At 68.2% G+C, this 16480-nt stretch carries 15 protein-coding genes and 1 rRNA gene; 13 read left to right on the top strand and 3 right to left on the bottom strand.

What is annotated here, in order from left to right:
* The first annotated feature begins 29 nt into the window (after window positions 1–29).
* From C9424_RS15390 to C9424_RS15360, 7 genes are all read left to right on the top strand, one after another.
* Complete coding sequence (locus C9424_RS15390; protein WP_442862048.1) at window positions 30–1322, top strand: acetylornithine transaminase; 1293 nt, start codon at window positions 30–32, stop codon at window positions 1320–1322.
* Window positions 1319–2341, top strand: coding sequence for an ornithine carbamoyltransferase (gene argF / locus C9424_RS15385; RefSeq protein ID WP_237563487.1), 1023 nt, complete (start codon window positions 1319–1321; stop codon window positions 2339–2341). The genes C9424_RS15390 and argF overlap by 4 nt, the downstream gene beginning before the upstream one ends.
* The gene (locus C9424_RS15380; protein ID WP_091249947.1) at window positions 2341–2874 is read left to right on the top strand and encodes an arginine repressor; all 534 of its coding nucleotides are present in this window, start codon (window positions 2341–2343) and stop codon (window positions 2872–2874) included. Before argF ends, C9424_RS15380 begins: the two co-directional genes overlap by 1 nt.
* Before the next feature lie 143 nt (window positions 2875–3017).
* Window positions 3018–4223: an argininosuccinate synthase gene (locus C9424_RS15375; RefSeq protein ID WP_091249950.1), complete on the top strand. Its 1206-nt coding sequence runs from the start codon at window positions 3018–3020 to the stop codon at window positions 4221–4223.
* Between the two features lie 5 nt (window positions 4224–4228).
* Window positions 4229–5665 carry an argininosuccinate lyase gene (gene argH / locus C9424_RS15370; protein ID WP_116767764.1) on the top strand — a complete coding sequence of 479 codons (1437 nt, stop codon included), beginning with the start codon at window positions 4229–4231 and terminating at the stop codon, window positions 5663–5665.
* 104 nt (window positions 5666–5769) lie between these two features.
* Window positions 5770–6291 (top strand): pyridoxine/pyridoxamine 5'-phosphate oxidase, encoded by a 522-nt coding sequence (locus tag C9424_RS15365; protein ID WP_116767762.1) that lies wholly within the window; start codon window positions 5770–5772, stop codon window positions 6289–6291.
* 56 nt (window positions 6292–6347) lie between these two features.
* A complete protein-coding gene (locus C9424_RS15360) occupies window positions 6348–7085 on the top strand; it encodes a maleylpyruvate isomerase family mycothiol-dependent enzyme (protein ID WP_116767760.1) in 738 nt (245 codons plus the stop codon).
* A gap of 45 nt (window positions 7086–7130) precedes the next feature.
* Here C9424_RS15360 and C9424_RS15355 read toward each other — a convergent pair whose 3' ends face one another.
* Window positions 7131–7649 carry a methylated-DNA--[protein]-cysteine S-methyltransferase gene (locus C9424_RS15355; protein WP_116767758.1) on the bottom strand — a complete coding sequence of 173 codons (519 nt, stop codon included), beginning with the start codon at window positions 7647–7649 and terminating at the stop codon, window positions 7131–7133.
* Window positions 7650–7678: 29 nt separating this feature from the next.
* Entirely contained in the window at window positions 7679–9169 is a 1491-nt protein-coding gene (locus C9424_RS15350; protein ID WP_116767756.1) for an AlkA N-terminal domain-containing protein, read from the bottom strand.
* Window positions 9170–9269: 100 nt separating this feature from the next.
* On the opposite strand from C9424_RS15350, the gene C9424_RS15345 reads away from it, so the two are divergent.
* Both C9424_RS15345 and C9424_RS15340 read left to right on the top strand, forming a co-directional pair.
* On the top strand, window positions 9270–10004 hold the full coding sequence (locus C9424_RS15345; RefSeq protein WP_116767754.1) for a DNA-3-methyladenine glycosylase: 735 nt from the start codon (window positions 9270–9272) through the stop codon (window positions 10002–10004).
* 51 nt (window positions 10005–10055) lie between these two features.
* Window positions 10056–10718, top strand: a complete 663-nt coding sequence (locus C9424_RS15340; protein ID WP_116767752.1) for a hypothetical protein — start codon at window positions 10056–10058, stop codon at window positions 10716–10718.
* 6 nt (window positions 10719–10724) lie between these two features.
* Here C9424_RS15340 and C9424_RS15335 read toward each other — a convergent pair whose 3' ends face one another.
* The gene (locus tag C9424_RS15335; RefSeq protein ID WP_116767750.1) at window positions 10725–11342 is read right to left on the bottom strand and encodes a GNAT family N-acetyltransferase; all 618 of its coding nucleotides are present in this window, start codon (window positions 11340–11342) and stop codon (window positions 10725–10727) included.
* Between the two features lie 136 nt (window positions 11343–11478).
* Between C9424_RS15335 and C9424_RS15330 the strand changes: the two genes are divergently transcribed.
* From C9424_RS15330 to C9424_RS15315, 4 genes are all read left to right on the top strand, one after another.
* Complete coding sequence (locus C9424_RS15330) at window positions 11479–12036, top strand: adenine phosphoribosyltransferase (RefSeq protein ID WP_116767748.1); 558 nt, start codon at window positions 11479–11481, stop codon at window positions 12034–12036.
* A 150-nt stretch (window positions 12037–12186) separates the two neighbouring features.
* Window positions 12187–14415, top strand: coding sequence for a HelD family protein (locus C9424_RS15325; protein WP_116767746.1), 2229 nt, complete (start codon window positions 12187–12189; stop codon window positions 14413–14415).
* A gap of 130 nt (window positions 14416–14545) precedes the next feature.
* The gene (gene tyrS / locus C9424_RS15320; protein WP_116767744.1) at window positions 14546–15859 is read left to right on the top strand and encodes a tyrosine--tRNA ligase; all 1314 of its coding nucleotides are present in this window, start codon (window positions 14546–14548) and stop codon (window positions 15857–15859) included.
* A gap of 512 nt (window positions 15860–16371) precedes the next feature.
* Window positions 16372–16480: ribosomal RNA gene (locus C9424_RS15315) — 16S ribosomal RNA — on the top strand; the annotation flags it as partial.

Genomic DNA, 16480 nt, shown 5'->3' with positions numbered 1-16480 from the left:
ATTCCGCTGAAGGCCGCAGCAGCGATGGGGTGAGCCCGGGGACGGGCGGGGCCCCCATCGCTGCGGAGGCCGCCGCAACCGCGCTCGTCGGTCAAACCACCGGCGCGCAGTGGCTCTCCCGCTACTCCTCCTCCCTGCTGGGCGTCTTCGGCACCCCGCAACGGGTTCTGGTCCGCGGCGCCGGCTGCCTCGTGTGGGACGCCGACGGCAAGGAGTACCTCGACCTGCTCGGCGGAATCGCGGTGAACGCCCTGGGCCACGCCCACCCGTTCGTCACCTCGGTGATCTCCAGCCAGCTCGCCACCCTGGGCCACGTCTCCAACTTCTTCACGAGCCCCACCCAGATCGCCCTGGCCGAAAAGCTGCTGGAACTGTCCAAGGCGCCGGCCGGCTCCAAGGTGTTCTTCGCCAACTCCGGCACCGAGGCCGTCGAAGCGGCGTTCAAGCTGGCGCGCCGGAACACCGGCGCCAGCCACGCCGCAGCCGCGGAGAGCGCAGCGAAGCCGCGCACCAAGATCATCGCGCTCGAGGGCGCCTTTCACGGCCGCACAATGGGCGCCCTCGCGCTGACCGCCAAGGAGGCATACCGGGCGCCGTTCGCGCCGCTGCCCGGCGGCGTCGTGCACGTTCCGTTCGGTGACATCGAGGCCCTTCGCGCCGCGGTGGACAACACCACCGCCGCGGTCTTCCTGGAACCGATACAGGGCGAGGCCGGCGTCCGGCCGCTGCCCGCCGGCTACCTCAAGGCTGCCCGCGAGGCCACAACCGCCGCGGGCGCGCTGCTGATCCTCGACGAGGTCCAGACCGGCATCGGCCGCACCGGCAAGTGGCTGGCCAGCGAGGACGCCGGGATCGTGCCCGACGCCGTGACCCTCGCCAAGGGGCTGGGCGGCGGCTTCCCGATCGGCGCCCTCGTGACCTTCGGCCCGGAAAACTCCGCGCTGCTGACCGCCGGCCAGCACGGGACCACGTTCGGCGGCAACCCGGTGGCCACCGCGGCCGCCCTCGCCACCCTGCACGTCCTCGAAAGCCAGGACGTCCTGGCCCACGTCCGGGCCGTGGGGGAGCACCTGCGCGCGGGCCTGGCCGGGATCGACGGCGTGACCGAGGTCCGCGGCGAGGGGCTGCTGATCGGCTTCGACCTCGACGCCGACGTCGCCCCCGGCGTCGTTGCCGCCGGGCTCGACGCCGGGTTCATCGTCAACAGCCCGGGCCCGCGCACCATCCGGCTGGCACCGCCCCTGATCCTGACCACCGATCAGGCCGACCGCTTCCTCGCGGCGCTGCCCGCCCTCCTCCAGACCGCAAAGGACGCCCAGTGACCGCAACTGAAATTTCGACAAGACCCGTCCGCCACTTCCTCAAGGACACGGACCTCAGCCCGGCCGAACAAGCCGAGGTCCTCGAGCTCGCCGCCCGGATGAAGGCCGCGCCGTACAGCGTCCAGCCCTTCGCCGCGGCGGCCAGCGGCCGCAAGACCGTGGCTGTCATCTTCGACAAGACCTCCACCCGGACCCGGGTCTCTTTCGCCACCGGCATCGCGGACATGGGCGGCAACCCGCTCATCATCAACCCGGGCGAAGCACAGATCGGCCACAAGGAATCGGTCGAGGACACCGCCAAGGTGCTCGAACGCATGGTCTCCACCATCGTGTGGCGCACCGGCGCGCACGCCGGCCTCGTCGCCATGGCCGAAAACTCGCGCGTTCCGGTCATCAACGCCCTTTGCGATGACTACCACCCGTGCCAGCTGCTCGCCGACCTCCTGACCATCAAGGAACACAAGGGCGAACTCAACGGCCTGACCATGGCGTACCTGGGCGACTCCGCCAACAACATGGCCAACTCCTACCTGCTGGCCGGTGTCACGGCGGGCATGAACGTCCGCATCGCGGGCCCGGACGGGTACCTGCCGTCCCCGGAGATCATCGCCGCCGCCGAGGATCGCGCCGCGGAGACCGGCGGCTCGGTGCTCGTGACGATCGACCCCGCCGAGGCCCTCCTCGGCGCTGATGTCGTCGCCACCGACACGTGGGTGTCCATGGGCCAGGAAGCGGAAAAGGAAGCGCGGATGAAGCTGTTCCGCAACTATTCCGTGGACGCTGACGCCATGAAGCTCGCGGCGCCGGACGCCGTCGTGCTCCACTGCCTGCCGGCCTACCGCGGCTACGAGATCGCCGCGGACGTCATTGACGGCCCGCAGTCGGTGGTCTGGGACGAGGCCGAAAACCGCCTCCACGCCCAGAAGGCACTCCTGGCATGGCTCATGCACCGCTCAGGCCTGGCGGTTGTTGACGGGCTCGCGCCGGTCGATGGGCTGGCGCCGGTGGGCCCGGCCTGATGTCCGTCCAGCCAGCCTCTCCGGGGGCCAGCCCGGCCACCAAAACGGCCCGGCAGGCTCGGATCACGGCGATCCTCACGGGCGAATCGGTCCGGTCGCAGGCCGAGCTCGCGGCGCTGCTCGCGGACGACGGCGTCCAGGTTACCCAGGCCACGCTCTCCCGCGACCTCGTGGAACTCGGCGCGGTCCGGGTCCGCGGCAAGGACGGCGTGCTGGTCTACGCCGTCCCGGGGGAGGGCGGCGAACGGGCCGCCAAAAGCGGTGTCACCCAGGAAATCCTCGACGCCCGGCTGAGCCGGCTGTGCGGGGAACTGCTCGTGACCGCCGAGGCCTCGGCCAACCTCGTGGTGCTCAGGACCCCGCCGGGGGCCGCGAACTTCCTGGCCCTCGCGATCGACCACTCCGTGATGCCTTCGATCCTGGGCACCATCGCGGGGGACGACACCGTCCTCCTCGTCACCCGGGACCCCCTGGGCGGCGCCGACGTCGCAGCCCGCTTCCTGCAGTTCGCCGAGGAAGCCGGCAGCCAATAGCGCCGCGGCAAACGGAGGATTGGGCCTGCGGTGGGCCTGTGACAGGCTTTCAGTAGACACGATTTCCGCAGCAGTTTTCCCGACAGTTCTTCCACATTCTTCCCAGACAACTGCATCAACCAAACAACTAAGGAGCATTTCAAGTGACTGAGCGTATTGTTCTGGCCTACTCCGGCGGCCTGGATACTTCCGTAGCCATCGGCTGGATCGGTGAAGCCACCGGCGCCGAGGTCATCGCCGTGGCCGTCGACGTCGGACAGGGCGGCGAATCCCTGGAAACCATCCGCCAGCGCGCGTTGGGCTGCGGCGCCGTCGAGGCCTACGTGGCCGACGCCAGCGACGAGTTCGCCAACGAGTACTGCGTCCCCACGCTGAAGGCCAACGCCCTCTACCAGGGCCACTACCCGCTGGTCTCCGCCATCTCCCGCCCGGTGATCGTCAAGCACCTGGTCAAGGCCGCCCGTGAATTCGGTGCCACCACCGTGGCCCACGGCTGCACCGGCAAGGGCAACGACCAGGTCCGCTTCGAGGTCGGCATCCAGACCCTCGGCCCGGACCTGAAGTGCATCGCCCCGGTCCGCGACCTCGCCCTGACCCGCGACAAGGCCATCGCCTTCGCCGAGGAGAAGGGACTGCCGATCGAGACCACCAAGAAGAACCCGTACTCGATCGACCAGAACGTCTGGGGCCGCGCCGTCGAAACCGGCTACCTCGAGGACATCTGGAACGCCCCGACCAAGGACATCTACGACTACACCGCCACCCCGGAATTCCCGCCGGCGCCGGATGAAGTCACCATCTCCTTCGAGGCCGGCGTGCCGGTCGCGATCGACGGCGTCAAGGTCACCCCGCTGCAGGCCATCAAGGAACTCAACCGCCGGGCCGGTGCCCAGGGCGTCGGCCGGATCGACGTCGTCGAGGACCGCCTGGTGGGCATCAAGTCCCGCGAAATCTACGAGGCCCCCGGTGCCATGGCGCTGATCACCGCGCACAAGCACCTCGAGGACATCACGATCGAGCGCGAGCAGGCCCGCTTCAAGGCCACCGTCGGCCAGCGCTGGGCCGAGCTGGTCTACGACGGCCAGTGGTTCTCCCCGCTCAAGCGCTCGCTCGACGCCTTCATCGAAGACACCCAGCGCTACGTCTCCGGCGACATCCGCATGGTCCTGCACGGCGGCCAGGCGATCGTCAACGGACGCCGCTCCGAGACCTCGCTTTACGACTTCGACCTCGCCACCTACGACACCGGCGACACTTTCGACCAGTCGATGGCGCGTGGCTTCATCGAGCTGTGGGGCATGTCCGCCAAGGTTGCCTCCGGCCGCGACATCCGCGTCGCCGGAAAGTAGCCCCTGTGGCTGAGCAGGAAAGCACCAAGTCCGAGGCAACGAACACGGGAGCGCTGTGGGGCGGTCGGTTCGCCGGCGGCCCCGCGGACGCCCTCGCGGCGCTGAGCAAGTCCACGCACTTTGACTGGCGGCTGGCCCGCTACGACATCGCCGGGTCCAAGGCGCACGCCCGCGTGCTGCACAAGGCCGGGCTGCTGGACGACGCCGAGCTCGAGGGCATGCTGGCCGCCCTGACGCGGCTGGATGAGGACGTCGCCTCGGGGGCCTATACGCCGGCCGAGTCCGATGAGGACGTGCATGGTTCCCTGGAGCGCGGCCTGATCGAGCGCGCCGGGACCCAGCTCGGCGGCAAGCTCCGCGCCGGCCGGTCCCGCAACGACCAGGTGGCCACCCTGGGCCGGATGTTCCTGCGGGACCACGCCCGCATCATCGCGCGCGGCGTGCTCGCCACGATCGATGCTCTCGTGGACCAGGCCAAGGCCCACCGTGGTGTGGCCATGCCCGGCCGCACCCACCTCCAGCATGCCCAGCCGGTGCTGCTCAGCCACCACCTGCTGGCCCACGCCTGGGCACTGCTTCGGGATGTGCAGCGGCTGGCCGACTGGGACAAGCGCGCCGGGGTTTCGCCCTATGGCTCGGGGGCCCTTGCCGGCTCCTCGCTGGGCCTGGACCCCGAAGCCGTTGCCGCGGAACTGGGCTTCTTCTCCGCCACGCACAACTCGATCGACGGCACCGCCTCCCGCGATGTCTTCGCTGAGTTCGCCTGGATCACGGCCATGATCGGGGTGGACTTGTCCCGGGTCTCGGAGGAAGTGATCCTGTGGGCCACGAAGGAGTTCTCCTTCGTCACCCTGCATGATTCCTACTCCACCGGCTCCTCGATCATGCCGCAGAAGAAGAACCCGGACGTCGCCGAGCTCGCGCGCGGTAAGGCCGGCCGGCTGATCGGCAACCTGACGGGCCTGCTGGCGACGCTCAAGGGCCTGCCGCTCGCGTACAACCGCGACCTGCAGGAAGACAAGGAGCCGGTCTTCGACGCCGCCGACACCCTGGAAGTGCTGCTTCCGGCCGTCTCCGGCATGATCGCGACCCTGAAGTTCAACACCGAACGGATGGAAGCGCTGGCGCCGCAGGGCTTCGCGCTGGCCACGGACATTGCCGAATGGCTGGTCCGGCAGGGTGTTCCGTTCCGCGAGGCGCACGAGCTCTCCGGTGCCGCGGTGAAGCAGGCCGAAAGCCGCGGCGTCGAGCTCTGGGACCTGACGGACGCGGAATACGCCGCCATCTCGGAGCACCTGACGCCGGAAGTCCGCACGGTCCTGTCCACCGAAGGCTCGCTCAACAGCCGCAACTCCCAGGGCGGCACCGCACCGGCCGCCGTCGAGCGCCAGCTGCTGGCCCTTGAAGGCGAGCTGGCCGGCGCGCGGGAGTACGCGGGGTAGCAACTCTCGCCACCCGGGCGTCTACCACCGAGTTGGCATTTCGCGGCAATGTTTTTCGAAAACACGGCCGTGAAGTGCCAACTCGCGGCGTTTAAGGTGGGTGCATGAGCGAATCCTTCCGCCGGTACCTGCGTGCCCTGCCCGATTTCCCCGATGTCCTCCCGGAGTTTGATCCGGCCGCCGCCCCCGCAGATCCCGCCGAACTCTTCCGGCAGTGGCTCGCCGAAGCCCTCGAGGCCGGGGTGCCGCAACCCAACGCCTGCAGCCTGGCCACGGCCGACGCCGACGGCCGGCCGTCCTCGCGCATGCTGATCCTGAAGGACATCGACGCCGACGGCTGGCACTTCGCCACGTCCCGGGAGTCCCGGAAGGGACACGAACTCACGTCCAACCCGCACGCGGCGCTGAACTTCTTCTGGCAGCCGCAGGGCCGCCAGGTGCGGGTGGCAGGGGACGTCGTGGCGCTGTCCGCCGCGGCCTCGGCCGCGGACTGGCACGCCCGGCCCGGAGCGGACGGCACTGAGAACCCCAACTGGCAGCTCTACGCGGTGCGTCCGCGGGAGATCGAATTCTGGCAGGCACGGCACGACCGCCGGCACATCCGGCACCGCTACCCGACCCGCTGACCGGACCCGGCTCAGTTAATCGCTGCTAATCCGGTGGCTCCGTTAGGATGGGCGCCATGACCGCAATCACACCAGAAAAGCTTCGGGAAGAACTGCACCGGGCCGCCGACACCGTGACGGGTATTGCCGCTTCGCTCTCGGAACAGGACATCAAAGCGCCATCCGAGCTGCCGGGCTGGACCCGCGGGCACGTGCTGGCGCACATCTGCGGCATCGCCAACGCGATGGCCCGCCAGCTCGAACATGCCGCCCGCGGCGAAAAAATCGAGCTCTATGACGGCGGTTTCGAGGGGCGCACCCGTGCCATCGAAATGGCGGCCGGCCACAGCCTCGCGGAGCACCGTGCCGACCTCGCCTCGTCGCTGGAACGGGCTCTGCGCGCCTTCGATTCCCTCGACGCGGCCGGCTGGCGTGCGCCCATTGCCTACCGCGGGGGAGTCGTCCTTGACGGCGGCCTGGCGCTGTGGCGAGAACTCGTCATCCATGCCACGGACCTCGGCACCGGGCGCGGACCGGAAACCTGGAGCCGGCCCTTCTGCGAACACCTCTTCGACTTCCTCTCCGCCAGGGTCCCGGACGGCCAGCGTTTCGTGCTGCAGCCGCTCGGGCTGCCCGACCGGGCCATTGGCAGCGGGGGGAAATCCACCGTCATCTGCGGCATGCTGACCGATATCGCCGCCTGGCTGGCCGGCCGCACCCCGAGCCTCGGGAGCCTGCGCGCCACGGCAGCGGCCGACGGCGTGGACCTTCCGGAGCTGCTGCCTTGGCCCGCGGGCGTGCCCGTCAACAACTGAGCGGGGCCTGCCTTTCGCCAGGCGGCGCTCCCGGGGCCTGCAGCCCTACGGCCGCGACGCCGTCAGGGCCAGTTCGCGTTCCCGGTCCAGCAGGCTGCCCTTGACGGCCAGCCCCCAGCGGAAGCCACCCAGGGTCCCGTCGGTCCGGATGACCCGGTGGCAGGGAACAAACAGGGCCGCCGCATTGAAGGCGCAGGCACTGGCCGCTGCGCGGACGGCCTTGGCGTTGCCGGAAAGCTCCGCATACTCCGTGTAGGTCACAGGGCGTCCCGGTGCGACGGTGCGGAGCACGTCCCAGGCGTGGCTGCGGAATGGACCGGATTTCTGCAGCACCGGCACGCCCATGGCCGGTTCCGGATCGCCGGAGTAGAACGCCTCCACCGCCTCGGAGATGGCGCCGAGGCCGGTAACGGTCTCGAATTCGGCCGGCAGCAGGTCCGCGTGGATCTGACCGGTCAGCTCCCCGGGAACGGCGGTCCAGCCGGATGACAGCACGGCGCCGTCGCGGGCAATGATGGTGAAAGGACCGTCCGGGGTGGACATGGTCAACAACTGGGCTTTCATGGTTTCGCTTTCTTCGGAGTCTGCGGCGGTCACTGCGACCGGGTACGAGATGCTGTGCGCGCCGCGGCCTGGGCAGCAGCTGCCGCGCGCCAAAGGTGCATCGTGGCGTAGGAGCGCCACGGACTCACCTCACGGAAATCGGGGGAAGGAGTGGTGCCGTCTGTGGCCGGAGTGAGGGACCGGATGCCATTGCGGACCGCGGCGTCGTTGGCCAGGAACACGTCCGGGGCCCCGATGACCCGCATCGCGACGTATCCCACCGTCCACGGCCCGACGCCGGCAAGCGGCAAGAGCTTGTCCTCAAGTCCGCGCACGTCATCGCCGTAGCCGAAGTCCAGGTCCCCGGAGGCCATTGCCGCGGCCGCTGCCCGGACCGAGTCGATGCGGCGTTGCGGCCCGCGGAGCAGTTCGAAGCCTGTTTCCGCGATCTGGGCAGCCGTGGGGAAGAGCCGGTGGAGACCATCGGCGGGCACCAGGCTCTCGCTTCCGGCCGCGGAGAGCTGGACCAGGGCGGTCCGCGCGGCAGCCACGGTGATCTGCTGGCCGATCATGGCCCGGATCAGGAGTTCCTGCGGGTCTACGGCACCGGGCATCCGCATGCCCGGCGTGCGTGCCACGGCGGCGGCAAGGCGGGGATCGGCCGCGAGGGCGGCATCGATGGCGACGGGATCGGCGTCGAGGTCCAGCAGACGCCGGACCCGGCTCAGCAGAGAGGCCAGGTCCCGGAGGTCGACGGCGCCGATGGTCAGCACCAGCGGACGGCCGGGCGCGCCGGCGTCGTACTCCACCCGGAACCGGGCATCGCCGTGCGCCAGCCGCAGGGTCCGGGCATAGGAGCCGGAGCTGCCTTCCTCGATCCCGGGGATGGCGCGGACGGCGAGGAAGTCGAACACGCCGGGATTGAACGGTTCCCGGTACGGAAGGTTGAGCGTGAGCGCCGTGGTGGCAGCGGGGGCACGGTGATGCCGGGCCGTGGCACGGAGGGCGGAGGGCGTCATGGCAAAGACTTCGCCGATGGTCTCGTTGAACTGGCGCACGCTGCTGAATCCGGCGGCGAAGGCGATGTCCGAGACCTTCATTCCGGTGGAGACCAGCAGGGTGCGCGCGGTCTGGGCGCGGCTGGCCCGCGCGAGGGACAGCGGGCCGGCGCCGAGTTCATGGCTCAGGATCCGGTTGAGCTGGCGCGAGGAATAGCCCAGCCGGGCCGCCAGCCCCTCGACGCCGTCGCGGTTGATCACGCCGTCGTTGATGAGCCGCATGGCGCGGCCGGCGATGTCCGAGCGCACGTTCCAGGCCGGCGTGCCGGGCACGGCCTCGGGCAGGCAGCGCTTACAGGCCCGGTAGCCGGCCTCGTGCGCGGCGGCCGAGGTTTCATAGAACGTGACGTTGTCCGCTTTGGGGGTCCGGGCCGGGCATGAGGGCCGGCAGTAGATCCCTGTGGTCCGGACAGCGGTATAGAACTGCCCGTCGAATCGGGTGTCCCGGGCGTCGATTGCCCGGTAGCGCTGCCAGAAGTCCATGACCCCATCCTGCCAGCTTCGCCGACCACCTGCTAGCGGAATTCGGACACGGCCGTGGCGGGCGGTTCAGTGTCCGGCGGGCGTTTGTTAAAGTCGGAGCATGACGTCCAGCCCGCTTCCCGCCAGGTCCGGTGCCGTGTCCGGGGCGGGAACAGTGCCGGGTGCGGTATCCGGCGCATCGCCCGTTGCGGCCGGGTTGCTCCGGGAGCTGCTCTCGGCGGACGCCCGGCACGTGGCGCCGCTGATTCTGGGAGCCGTGTTGACGCATGACGGGCGCGACGGTTCCGTCTCGGTACGGATCACCGAAGTGGAGGCCTACCTTGGCCCGCATGATTCACTGCACCCTGACCCGGGCTCCCACACCTTCCGCGGCGAAACGGCGCGCAACGCGCCGATGTTCGGGCCGGCCGGCCACCTCTACGTGTATTTCACGTACGGGATGCACCATTGCGCCAACATCGTCTGCGGACCCGCCGGCACGGCGTCGGCCTTGCTGCTGCGGGCCGGCGAAGTTGTCGCCGGACACGAGCTGGCCCGGCGCAGGCGCCCGACGTCGAAATCCGACAACGACCTCGCAAGCGGGCCCGCCCGGCTTGCCACCGCGCTGGGGCTGACGACGGCGGACAGCGGGCGGGACGCCCTCGTGGCACCCTTCCGGCTGGAGCTGCCCGCGACGCCGCCGGGCGCGGCCGCCGCGGACATCAGCTCGGGTCCGCGCGTCGGCGTCTCCGGCGCCGGCGGCAGCCACGACTACCCATGGCGGTTCTGGCTCAGCGGCGACCCCACCGTGTCCCGCTACAAGGCCGCCAAAGCGCCAAACACCAGGAACGCGTAGCCGGAGGGACCCCTGATGCCGGGCACCCGCGGTGGGGCATGATGAAGCATTATGGGCGAGGGAAAACGGGGAAAGCCAAGCAGCGAGCTCGAACGCCTGCAGATCTTTGCGCAGCTGGCCACCGAGTACTTCCGCATGGTTGAGCTGTTCTCCGCAGATGGCGGCCCGGTCCCGAGGGAGCCGGCGGAGCCAGCGGAACCCGTCGATTCCGTCGACGCTGCAGCGGCGGAGCGCACGCACTGGATCGAGCTCTTCCGTGCGGTCTTGCTGCGCAAATTCATCGTTCCGGATGAACACGTGTCGCTCAAACTCGTGGTGCGGGCCTTGCGTTTGTGCAATTACGCGGCGGACGTCCGGATAACCGAGGGCGCAGACCAGGCGGCCACCTTGTTCACCGATGGGATGATCCGGGGCCGCCAGAAGTTGATGTCCGGACTCGCTCCGGATGATCAGGATGATGCCCATGACCTCTTCGAGGACGTGCTCTACGGGCGGCTCCTGCATGGCGACGCAGACAGGTTCCGCCGGTCCGGCTGGGCGGAGGACTACGCCAGGCTGAGCACTGTGGCGGCCGGACGGTTCCATGCCGAGCACGCGCTCAGAAAGGCGCTCGACGTCGTCTCCTATGGGCTCGCCCAGGACCTCCTGCGCTCACCGGACCCGGGCGGCGACGCCGGGGGCGCCTCCTGTGCAGATGCAGGGCCTGGGGCCTAGGGAGTTCTAGAGGCCCGCGAAGGCGCGGAGTGCGCAGTCGGCTCCGACAGCGAACGGGGCAAGCCGGCGCCGGAGGTCTTCGCGCACCTGCGGCCACTCCTGCGAGAGGATCGAGAACACGGCGGTGTCCGAACGGCCCCCGCCGGGCGCTACACGGTGGCCGCGCAGGATCCCCTCGAAGCGGGCGCCGAGCCGCTCGATCGCCGTCGCGCTCCGGGTGTTGCGGGCATCGCAGCGGAACGCCACCCGGTGGACTTCCAGTACCTCAAAGGCGTGGGCGAGGAGCATGTGCTTGCTCGCGGGATTGATGTGGCTGCCCCAGAACTGCCGCCCGAAGAACGTTCCCCCGATTTCCAGGCGCTGTTGGGCGGGAACGTAGTCACACAGGGACGTCGTGCCAAGGAGGGCGCCGGTGCGCCCGTCCGTCACAGCGAACGGGATGGTTGCAGGATCGTCCAGCCGGGACTGGAACAGCGCCGCCAGCTCGCCGCTGGTCCCGGGCATCGGCGCCGCCATGCCCGCCCACATGCCGGAATCCACAAAATCAAAGAGACCTTCCGCATGCTCCGGGGCCAGCGGAACCACGTGGACGCCATGGCCGGAGAGGACGATTTCGTGTCGCATTGGAGCATTCAATCACCGCGGGAGTGGACGCAACGGTGGAATCCGGCACCCCTGAGGTGAACATTCGGTGACCGCCAGGTTGCCCGGCACGGGGCAGGCCCGGCGGCGCGTGGCTACCAGCCAGTAAGGTGGATGGGTGAATCCAAGCGAGCCGAACCAGATCAAGCCAGCAAAGCCCGTGGACGAGCTGATCAACAGCCTCTGCGCCACCATCCCGGACTACCCCCAACCCGGAATCAGCTTCAAGGACCTGACCCCGGTGTTCGCCGACGGGGCGGCACTGAAGGCGGTGGTCGACGCCCTCGTTGAGCCGTTCAAGGGCCAGTTCGACGCCGTCGCCGGGGTGGAAGCCCGCGGCTTCCTTCTTGCCGCCGCCGCCGCGTATGCCACCGGCACCGGCGTCATCACCGTCCGGAAGGCGGGCAAGCTGCCGCGCGAGGTCGTCTCCGAGGACTACGCCCTGGAATACGGCACCGCCACCCTCGAGCTGCATACGACCGATCTGGCGCCCGGGAGCCGCGTGCTGATCCTCGACGACGTCCTCGCCACCGGCGGTACGCTCGGCGCCACGGCACGGCTGTTTGAGCGCTGCGGCATCCACGTGGCCGGCGTCGGCGTGGTCATGGAACTGGACGATCTTGGCGGCCGCGCGGCCCTGACCGGCCACAACGTCCGATCCTTGTTACGACTCTAACGGGAGGTCCGGGGCTGGACCATTCGGGACGTGTCGGTAGAATTCCCTGACGAAGACTGCCTTGGCATTGTTCGACAGACCGGCGAAAGCTGAGTCTGCCGAAATGGCTGTAGAATGGTGGGTCTGTCTTTTTCGATAGGGGAACGTTCGATGCACGACGCTGATTTGGCCCATGAACGCGACTATGTGGCCGGACTTTACGCCCGGCTCGATGAGTTGCGGGCAGAGAAGCGCACCCAGCTGGCCCAGGTGCGCCGTGCCGGTGCCGTGGGCACCATGCAAAACGTCTCCGAACGCGATGCCTTCGCGGCCCTGTACGAGGACCGCCTCGCCCAGCTCGACGCCGTCGATGACCGCCTCGTCTTCGGCCGCCTGGACCTGGACTCCGGGGAGGCCCAGTACATCGGCCGCATCGGGCTGACCACCGAGGACCTGCAGCGGCTCATGGTGGACTGGCGGGCGCCCGAGGCCGGCCATTTCTACCAGGCCACGGCTTTTGACCGGCAGGGCGTTCGTCGCCGCCGTCACCTGATCCTGCAGGGCCGCGAGGTCAAGGCGATCGAGGATGACGTGCTCGACGCCGACATGCTCGCCGACAACGACTCCCTCCAGGGCGAAGGCGCCCTGCTGGCTGCCCTGAATTCCAAGCGGACCGGCCGGATGTCGGACATCGTCGGCACCATCCAGTCCGAGCAGGACCGGATCATCCGTTCCTCCATCTCCGGCGCGCTCGTGGTCCAGGGCGGACCGGGCACTGGCAAGACCGCCGTCGCACTGCACCGCGCGGCCTACCTGCTCTACACGCACCGGGACCGGCTCAAGAGCGCCGGCGTCCTGCTGGTGGGGCCGACGTCGTCCTTCATGAAGTACATCGAACGTGTGCTGCCCTCGCTGGGTGAGACCGGCGTCGTGATGGCGAGCCTTGGCCGGCTTATGCCGGGCATCACCGCCGTGGCCGAGCCGGACTCTGCCGTGGCCGCCATCAAGGGCCGGCTGGACATGGCCGACGTGGTGGCCAACGCCGTCGCTAACCGGCAGCGCCTCCCGGCCGGAAACCGCGTCCTGGAGGTCGACGGGCGCAAGCTGATCCTGACGCCGCGGCAGGTCCGCCGCGCCAAGGAGAGGGCACGGGCCACGGGCAAGCCGCACAACGAGGCCCGAGTCTCCTTCGTCAAGATTCTGCTCCGCGAACTGACCGAACAGATGACGGAGCTGGTGGAAGCCGGCAACATCGGCAACAACGCCGACCGCTCCTACCTGGCGGAGGATGTCCGGTCCGCCAGGGATGTCCGGATCGCGCTGAACCTGTGCTGGATGCCCATGACCCCGGAGAAGCTTGTGGGCGAGTTGCTGAGCAAGCCGGCCATTCTCGAGGCATGCACCCCGAACCTCACCCCGGAGGAACGCGCTCTGCTGCTCCGCCCGGCCGGCTCGCCGTGGACGGAGTCCGACGTCCCGTTGCTCGACGAGGCCGCCGAATTGCTCGGCGAGCTTGATGCCGCCGCCGGCCGGGGACTGGCTCAGCAGGAACAGGACCGCGCCCGCGATCTCGCCAACGCCAAGCAGACTCTGGTCAACATGGAAACCGCCGGGGTGGATGTCCTCGTCACCGCCGAAGACCTCGTGGACCAGAACCAGGAGCGCGAGACGCGGCTGACCGCTGCCGAGCGTGCCACCACGGACCGCAGCTGGGCGTTCGGGCACATTGTGGTGGACGAGGCGCAGGAGTTGTCGCCCATGCAGTGGCGGCTACTCGTCCGCCGTTGCCCGCTGAAGTCGTTCACGATCGTCGGCGATATCGCCCAGACGAGTTCAGTCGCCGGCGCCAACTCCTGGCACAGCGCTCTGGCCCCCATGTTTGGCGACCGCTGGCAGCTCGAGGAACTCACCGTCAACTACCGCACGCCGTCGCAGATCGCCGAGGCGGCCGCCCGGATGGCCAATGCGGCCGGCCTGGTGGTTTCCGCGCCGAAGGCAGTCAGGGAAGGACGCTGGGCGCCGGTGATCGACCGCGTGGACCAGAGCCAGATTGTCACGAAGCTCGTCGAGGTACTGCCGGAGGAACTGGACGCGATCGAAGGTGGCCTGCTGGCGGTCATTGCCGACGGCGAGCTTCTCCCGGAAGCCAGCGCTGCACTCCGGGCCGTGTACGGGCACCGCGTGGGGACCGGTGCGGGAAGCTACGCGCAGGACATCGTGGTTATCAGCCCCCGCGAGGCAAAGGGACTGGAGTTCGACGGCGTCGTGGTCCTGGAACCGACGGACATGCTCAACCATGAGCACGGCCGGGTGGGCGACCTCTATGTGGCCATGACCAGGCCCACGCAACGCCTGAGGCTCATCGCCGCCTCCGGCGTCCCCGCCGGCATCGAGGAGTAGGCCCGTTCCGGCCGCCGCGCTGTACGGCTGCCGGACGGCGGCTCCCCGTTGCCGAACGGCGGCGGGGAGACAGCGGTCGGCAGGGCGTCACCTGCGATGCGGATGTGCTGATCCTGCTACCTTAGATTCCGTGTCCCAGCTAAATAATCTCGATGCCCAGCAGAACGACCCCAGCTTCGCCAATATCTGGCAGGAGCTGAAATGGCGCGGCCTTGTCCACGTCTCCACGGATGAGGCGGAGCTCGAGAAGCTCCTCGCCGGCGAGCCTGTGACGTATTACTGCGGCTTCGATCCGACCGCGCCGAGCCTGCACCTGGGCAACCTCGTCCAGCTGCTGCTCATGCGCCGGATCCAGCTGGCCGGCCACAAGCCGCTCGGCCTGGTCGGCGGCTCCACGGGGCTGATCGGGGATCCGCGTCCGACGGCGGAACGCACCCTTAACACCAAGGACACCGTCTCGGAGTGGGTGGGCTACCTGCAGGCGCAGGTCCGCCGCTTCCTGAGCTTCGAGGGTGACAACGCCGCCCGGATGGTCAACAACCTGGATTGGACGGCGCCGCTGAGCGCCATCGACTTCCTGCGCGACATCGGCAAGCACTTCCGGGTCGGGACCATGCTCCGCAAGGATGCCGTCGCGTCCCGCCTTGGCTCGGATGAAGGCATCAGCTACACCGAATTCAGTTACCAGATCCTGCAGGGCATGGACTACCTCCAGTTGTTCCGCGACTACGGCTGCGCCTTGCAGACCGGCGGCTCGGACCAGTGGGGCAACCTCACCAGCGGCACCGAACTCATCCGGAAGGTTGAGGGCAAGCACGTCCATGCCCTGGGAACGCCGCTCATCACCAACTCTGACGGCACCAAGTTCGGCAAGAGCGAGGGCAACGCGATCTGGCTGGATCCGGCGATGTGCAGCCCGTACGCCTTTTACCAGTTCTGGCTCAACACGGCAGATGCCGACGTCGCGGCTCGCCTCAAGGTCTTCACGTTCCTGACCCGTGCGGAGATCGAGGCACTGGAACTGGCGGTCGCCGAACGGCCGTTCGCCCGCGAGGGCCAGCGGAAACTGGCATACGAGGTGACCTCTCTTGTCCACGGTGTTGACGCCACGGAAAAGGTCATTGCGGCGTCGGCGGCGGTGTTCGGCAACGGCGATCTGACTGTGCTGGATGAAGCGACCCTGAAGGCTGCCACCTCCGAGCTGCCGTCCGCCACCGTGGACGCCGGCGGTCTGGGCATCATCGAACTGCTCGTGGCCTCCGGCCTGTCCGAGAGCAAGTCCGCCGCCCGCCGCACCGTGGGGGAGGGCGGGGCCTACGTGAACAACGCGAAGGTTTCCGACCCCGACGCCGTTATTGCGGCCAGCCAGTTGCTCCACGGGCGCTACCTGCTCCTGCGTCGGGGCAAGAAGAACCTCGCAACGGTGGAGGTCGCGGCGTCCTGATCAGCTGCTGGTCCGTACTGAGAACGCACGCTGCACGCTCCTTCCTGGCTGATTTGCACGGCCGGGGAGGAGCGTGTATTGTTTTCTGAGTCGCCGCCGCTGAGCGGAGACAAACCCCCACAAATGAGAAGCAATTCTTCATGCGCTAGGCGCGGATAATGAAAAATTGCTTCAATTCTGCTGGGCGGATTCGCTCCACTGAGTGAAATTCGGATGAAAATCGCGAATTTGCAAAGTGGAAATGAATGAAATAAGCTGTAAACATCGCAGCGAAGAAAAGCGAAATAAAAGAATTCATTGAAATGAATTGTTTCGACGAGTATTCGAATGTGTCTGTTGTTTGAGAACTCAATAGTGTGCCAAGTTTGTTGATACCAATTTATTGTATTGAATTGGTTGAATGTGCCGGGCCCGCCACCCCGTGGTGTGGTCTGGTGTTTTTGGCTGGTTTCAAATTTTGTGCAGCGTGTGTTCCCCGTTTTCCCGGGGGCGCGTGTTGTGTCTGTTTTTCTTCAACGGAGAGTTTGATCCTGGCTCAGGATGAACGCTGGCGGCGTGCTTAACACATGCAAGTCGAACGATGATCCGGTGCTTGCACCGGGGATTAGTGGCGAACGGGTG

The organism is Arthrobacter sp. H-02-3, assembly GCF_003097355.1.
Lineage (GTDB): Bacteria > Actinomycetota > Actinomycetes > Actinomycetales > Micrococcaceae > Arthrobacter > Arthrobacter humicola.
Note: the sequence above shows the minus strand (reverse complement) of the source record. Positions and strands in the feature narration are given on the sequence as shown.

Coding starts and splice junctions, on each gene's coding strand:
- C9424_RS15380 (WP_091249947.1), top strand. CDS start 2,341: ATGTCCGTCCAGCCAGCCTCTCCGGGGGCCAGCCCGGCCACCAAAACG.
- C9424_RS15365 (WP_116767762.1), top strand. CDS start 5,770: ATGAGCGAATCCTTCCGCCGGTACCTGCGTGCCCTGCCCGATTTCCCC.
- C9424_RS15360 (WP_116767760.1), top strand. CDS start 6,348: ATGACCGCAATCACACCAGAAAAGCTTCGGGAAGAACTGCACCGGGCC.
- C9424_RS15355 (WP_116767758.1), bottom strand. CDS start 7,649: ATGAAAGCCCAGTTGTTGACCATGTCCACCCCGGACGGTCCTTTCACC.
- C9424_RS15350 (WP_116767756.1), bottom strand. CDS start 9,169: ATGGACTTCTGGCAGCGCTACCGGGCAATCGACGCCCGGGACACCCGA.
- C9424_RS15345 (WP_116767754.1), top strand. CDS start 9,270: ATGACGTCCAGCCCGCTTCCCGCCAGGTCCGGTGCCGTGTCCGGGGCG.
- C9424_RS15340 (WP_116767752.1), top strand. CDS start 10,056: ATGGGCGAGGGAAAACGGGGAAAGCCAAGCAGCGAGCTCGAACGCCTG.
- C9424_RS15335 (WP_116767750.1), bottom strand. CDS start 11,342: ATGCGACACGAAATCGTCCTCTCCGGCCATGGCGTCCACGTGGTTCCG.
- C9424_RS15325 (WP_116767746.1), top strand. CDS start 12,187: ATGCACGACGCTGATTTGGCCCATGAACGCGACTATGTGGCCGGACTT.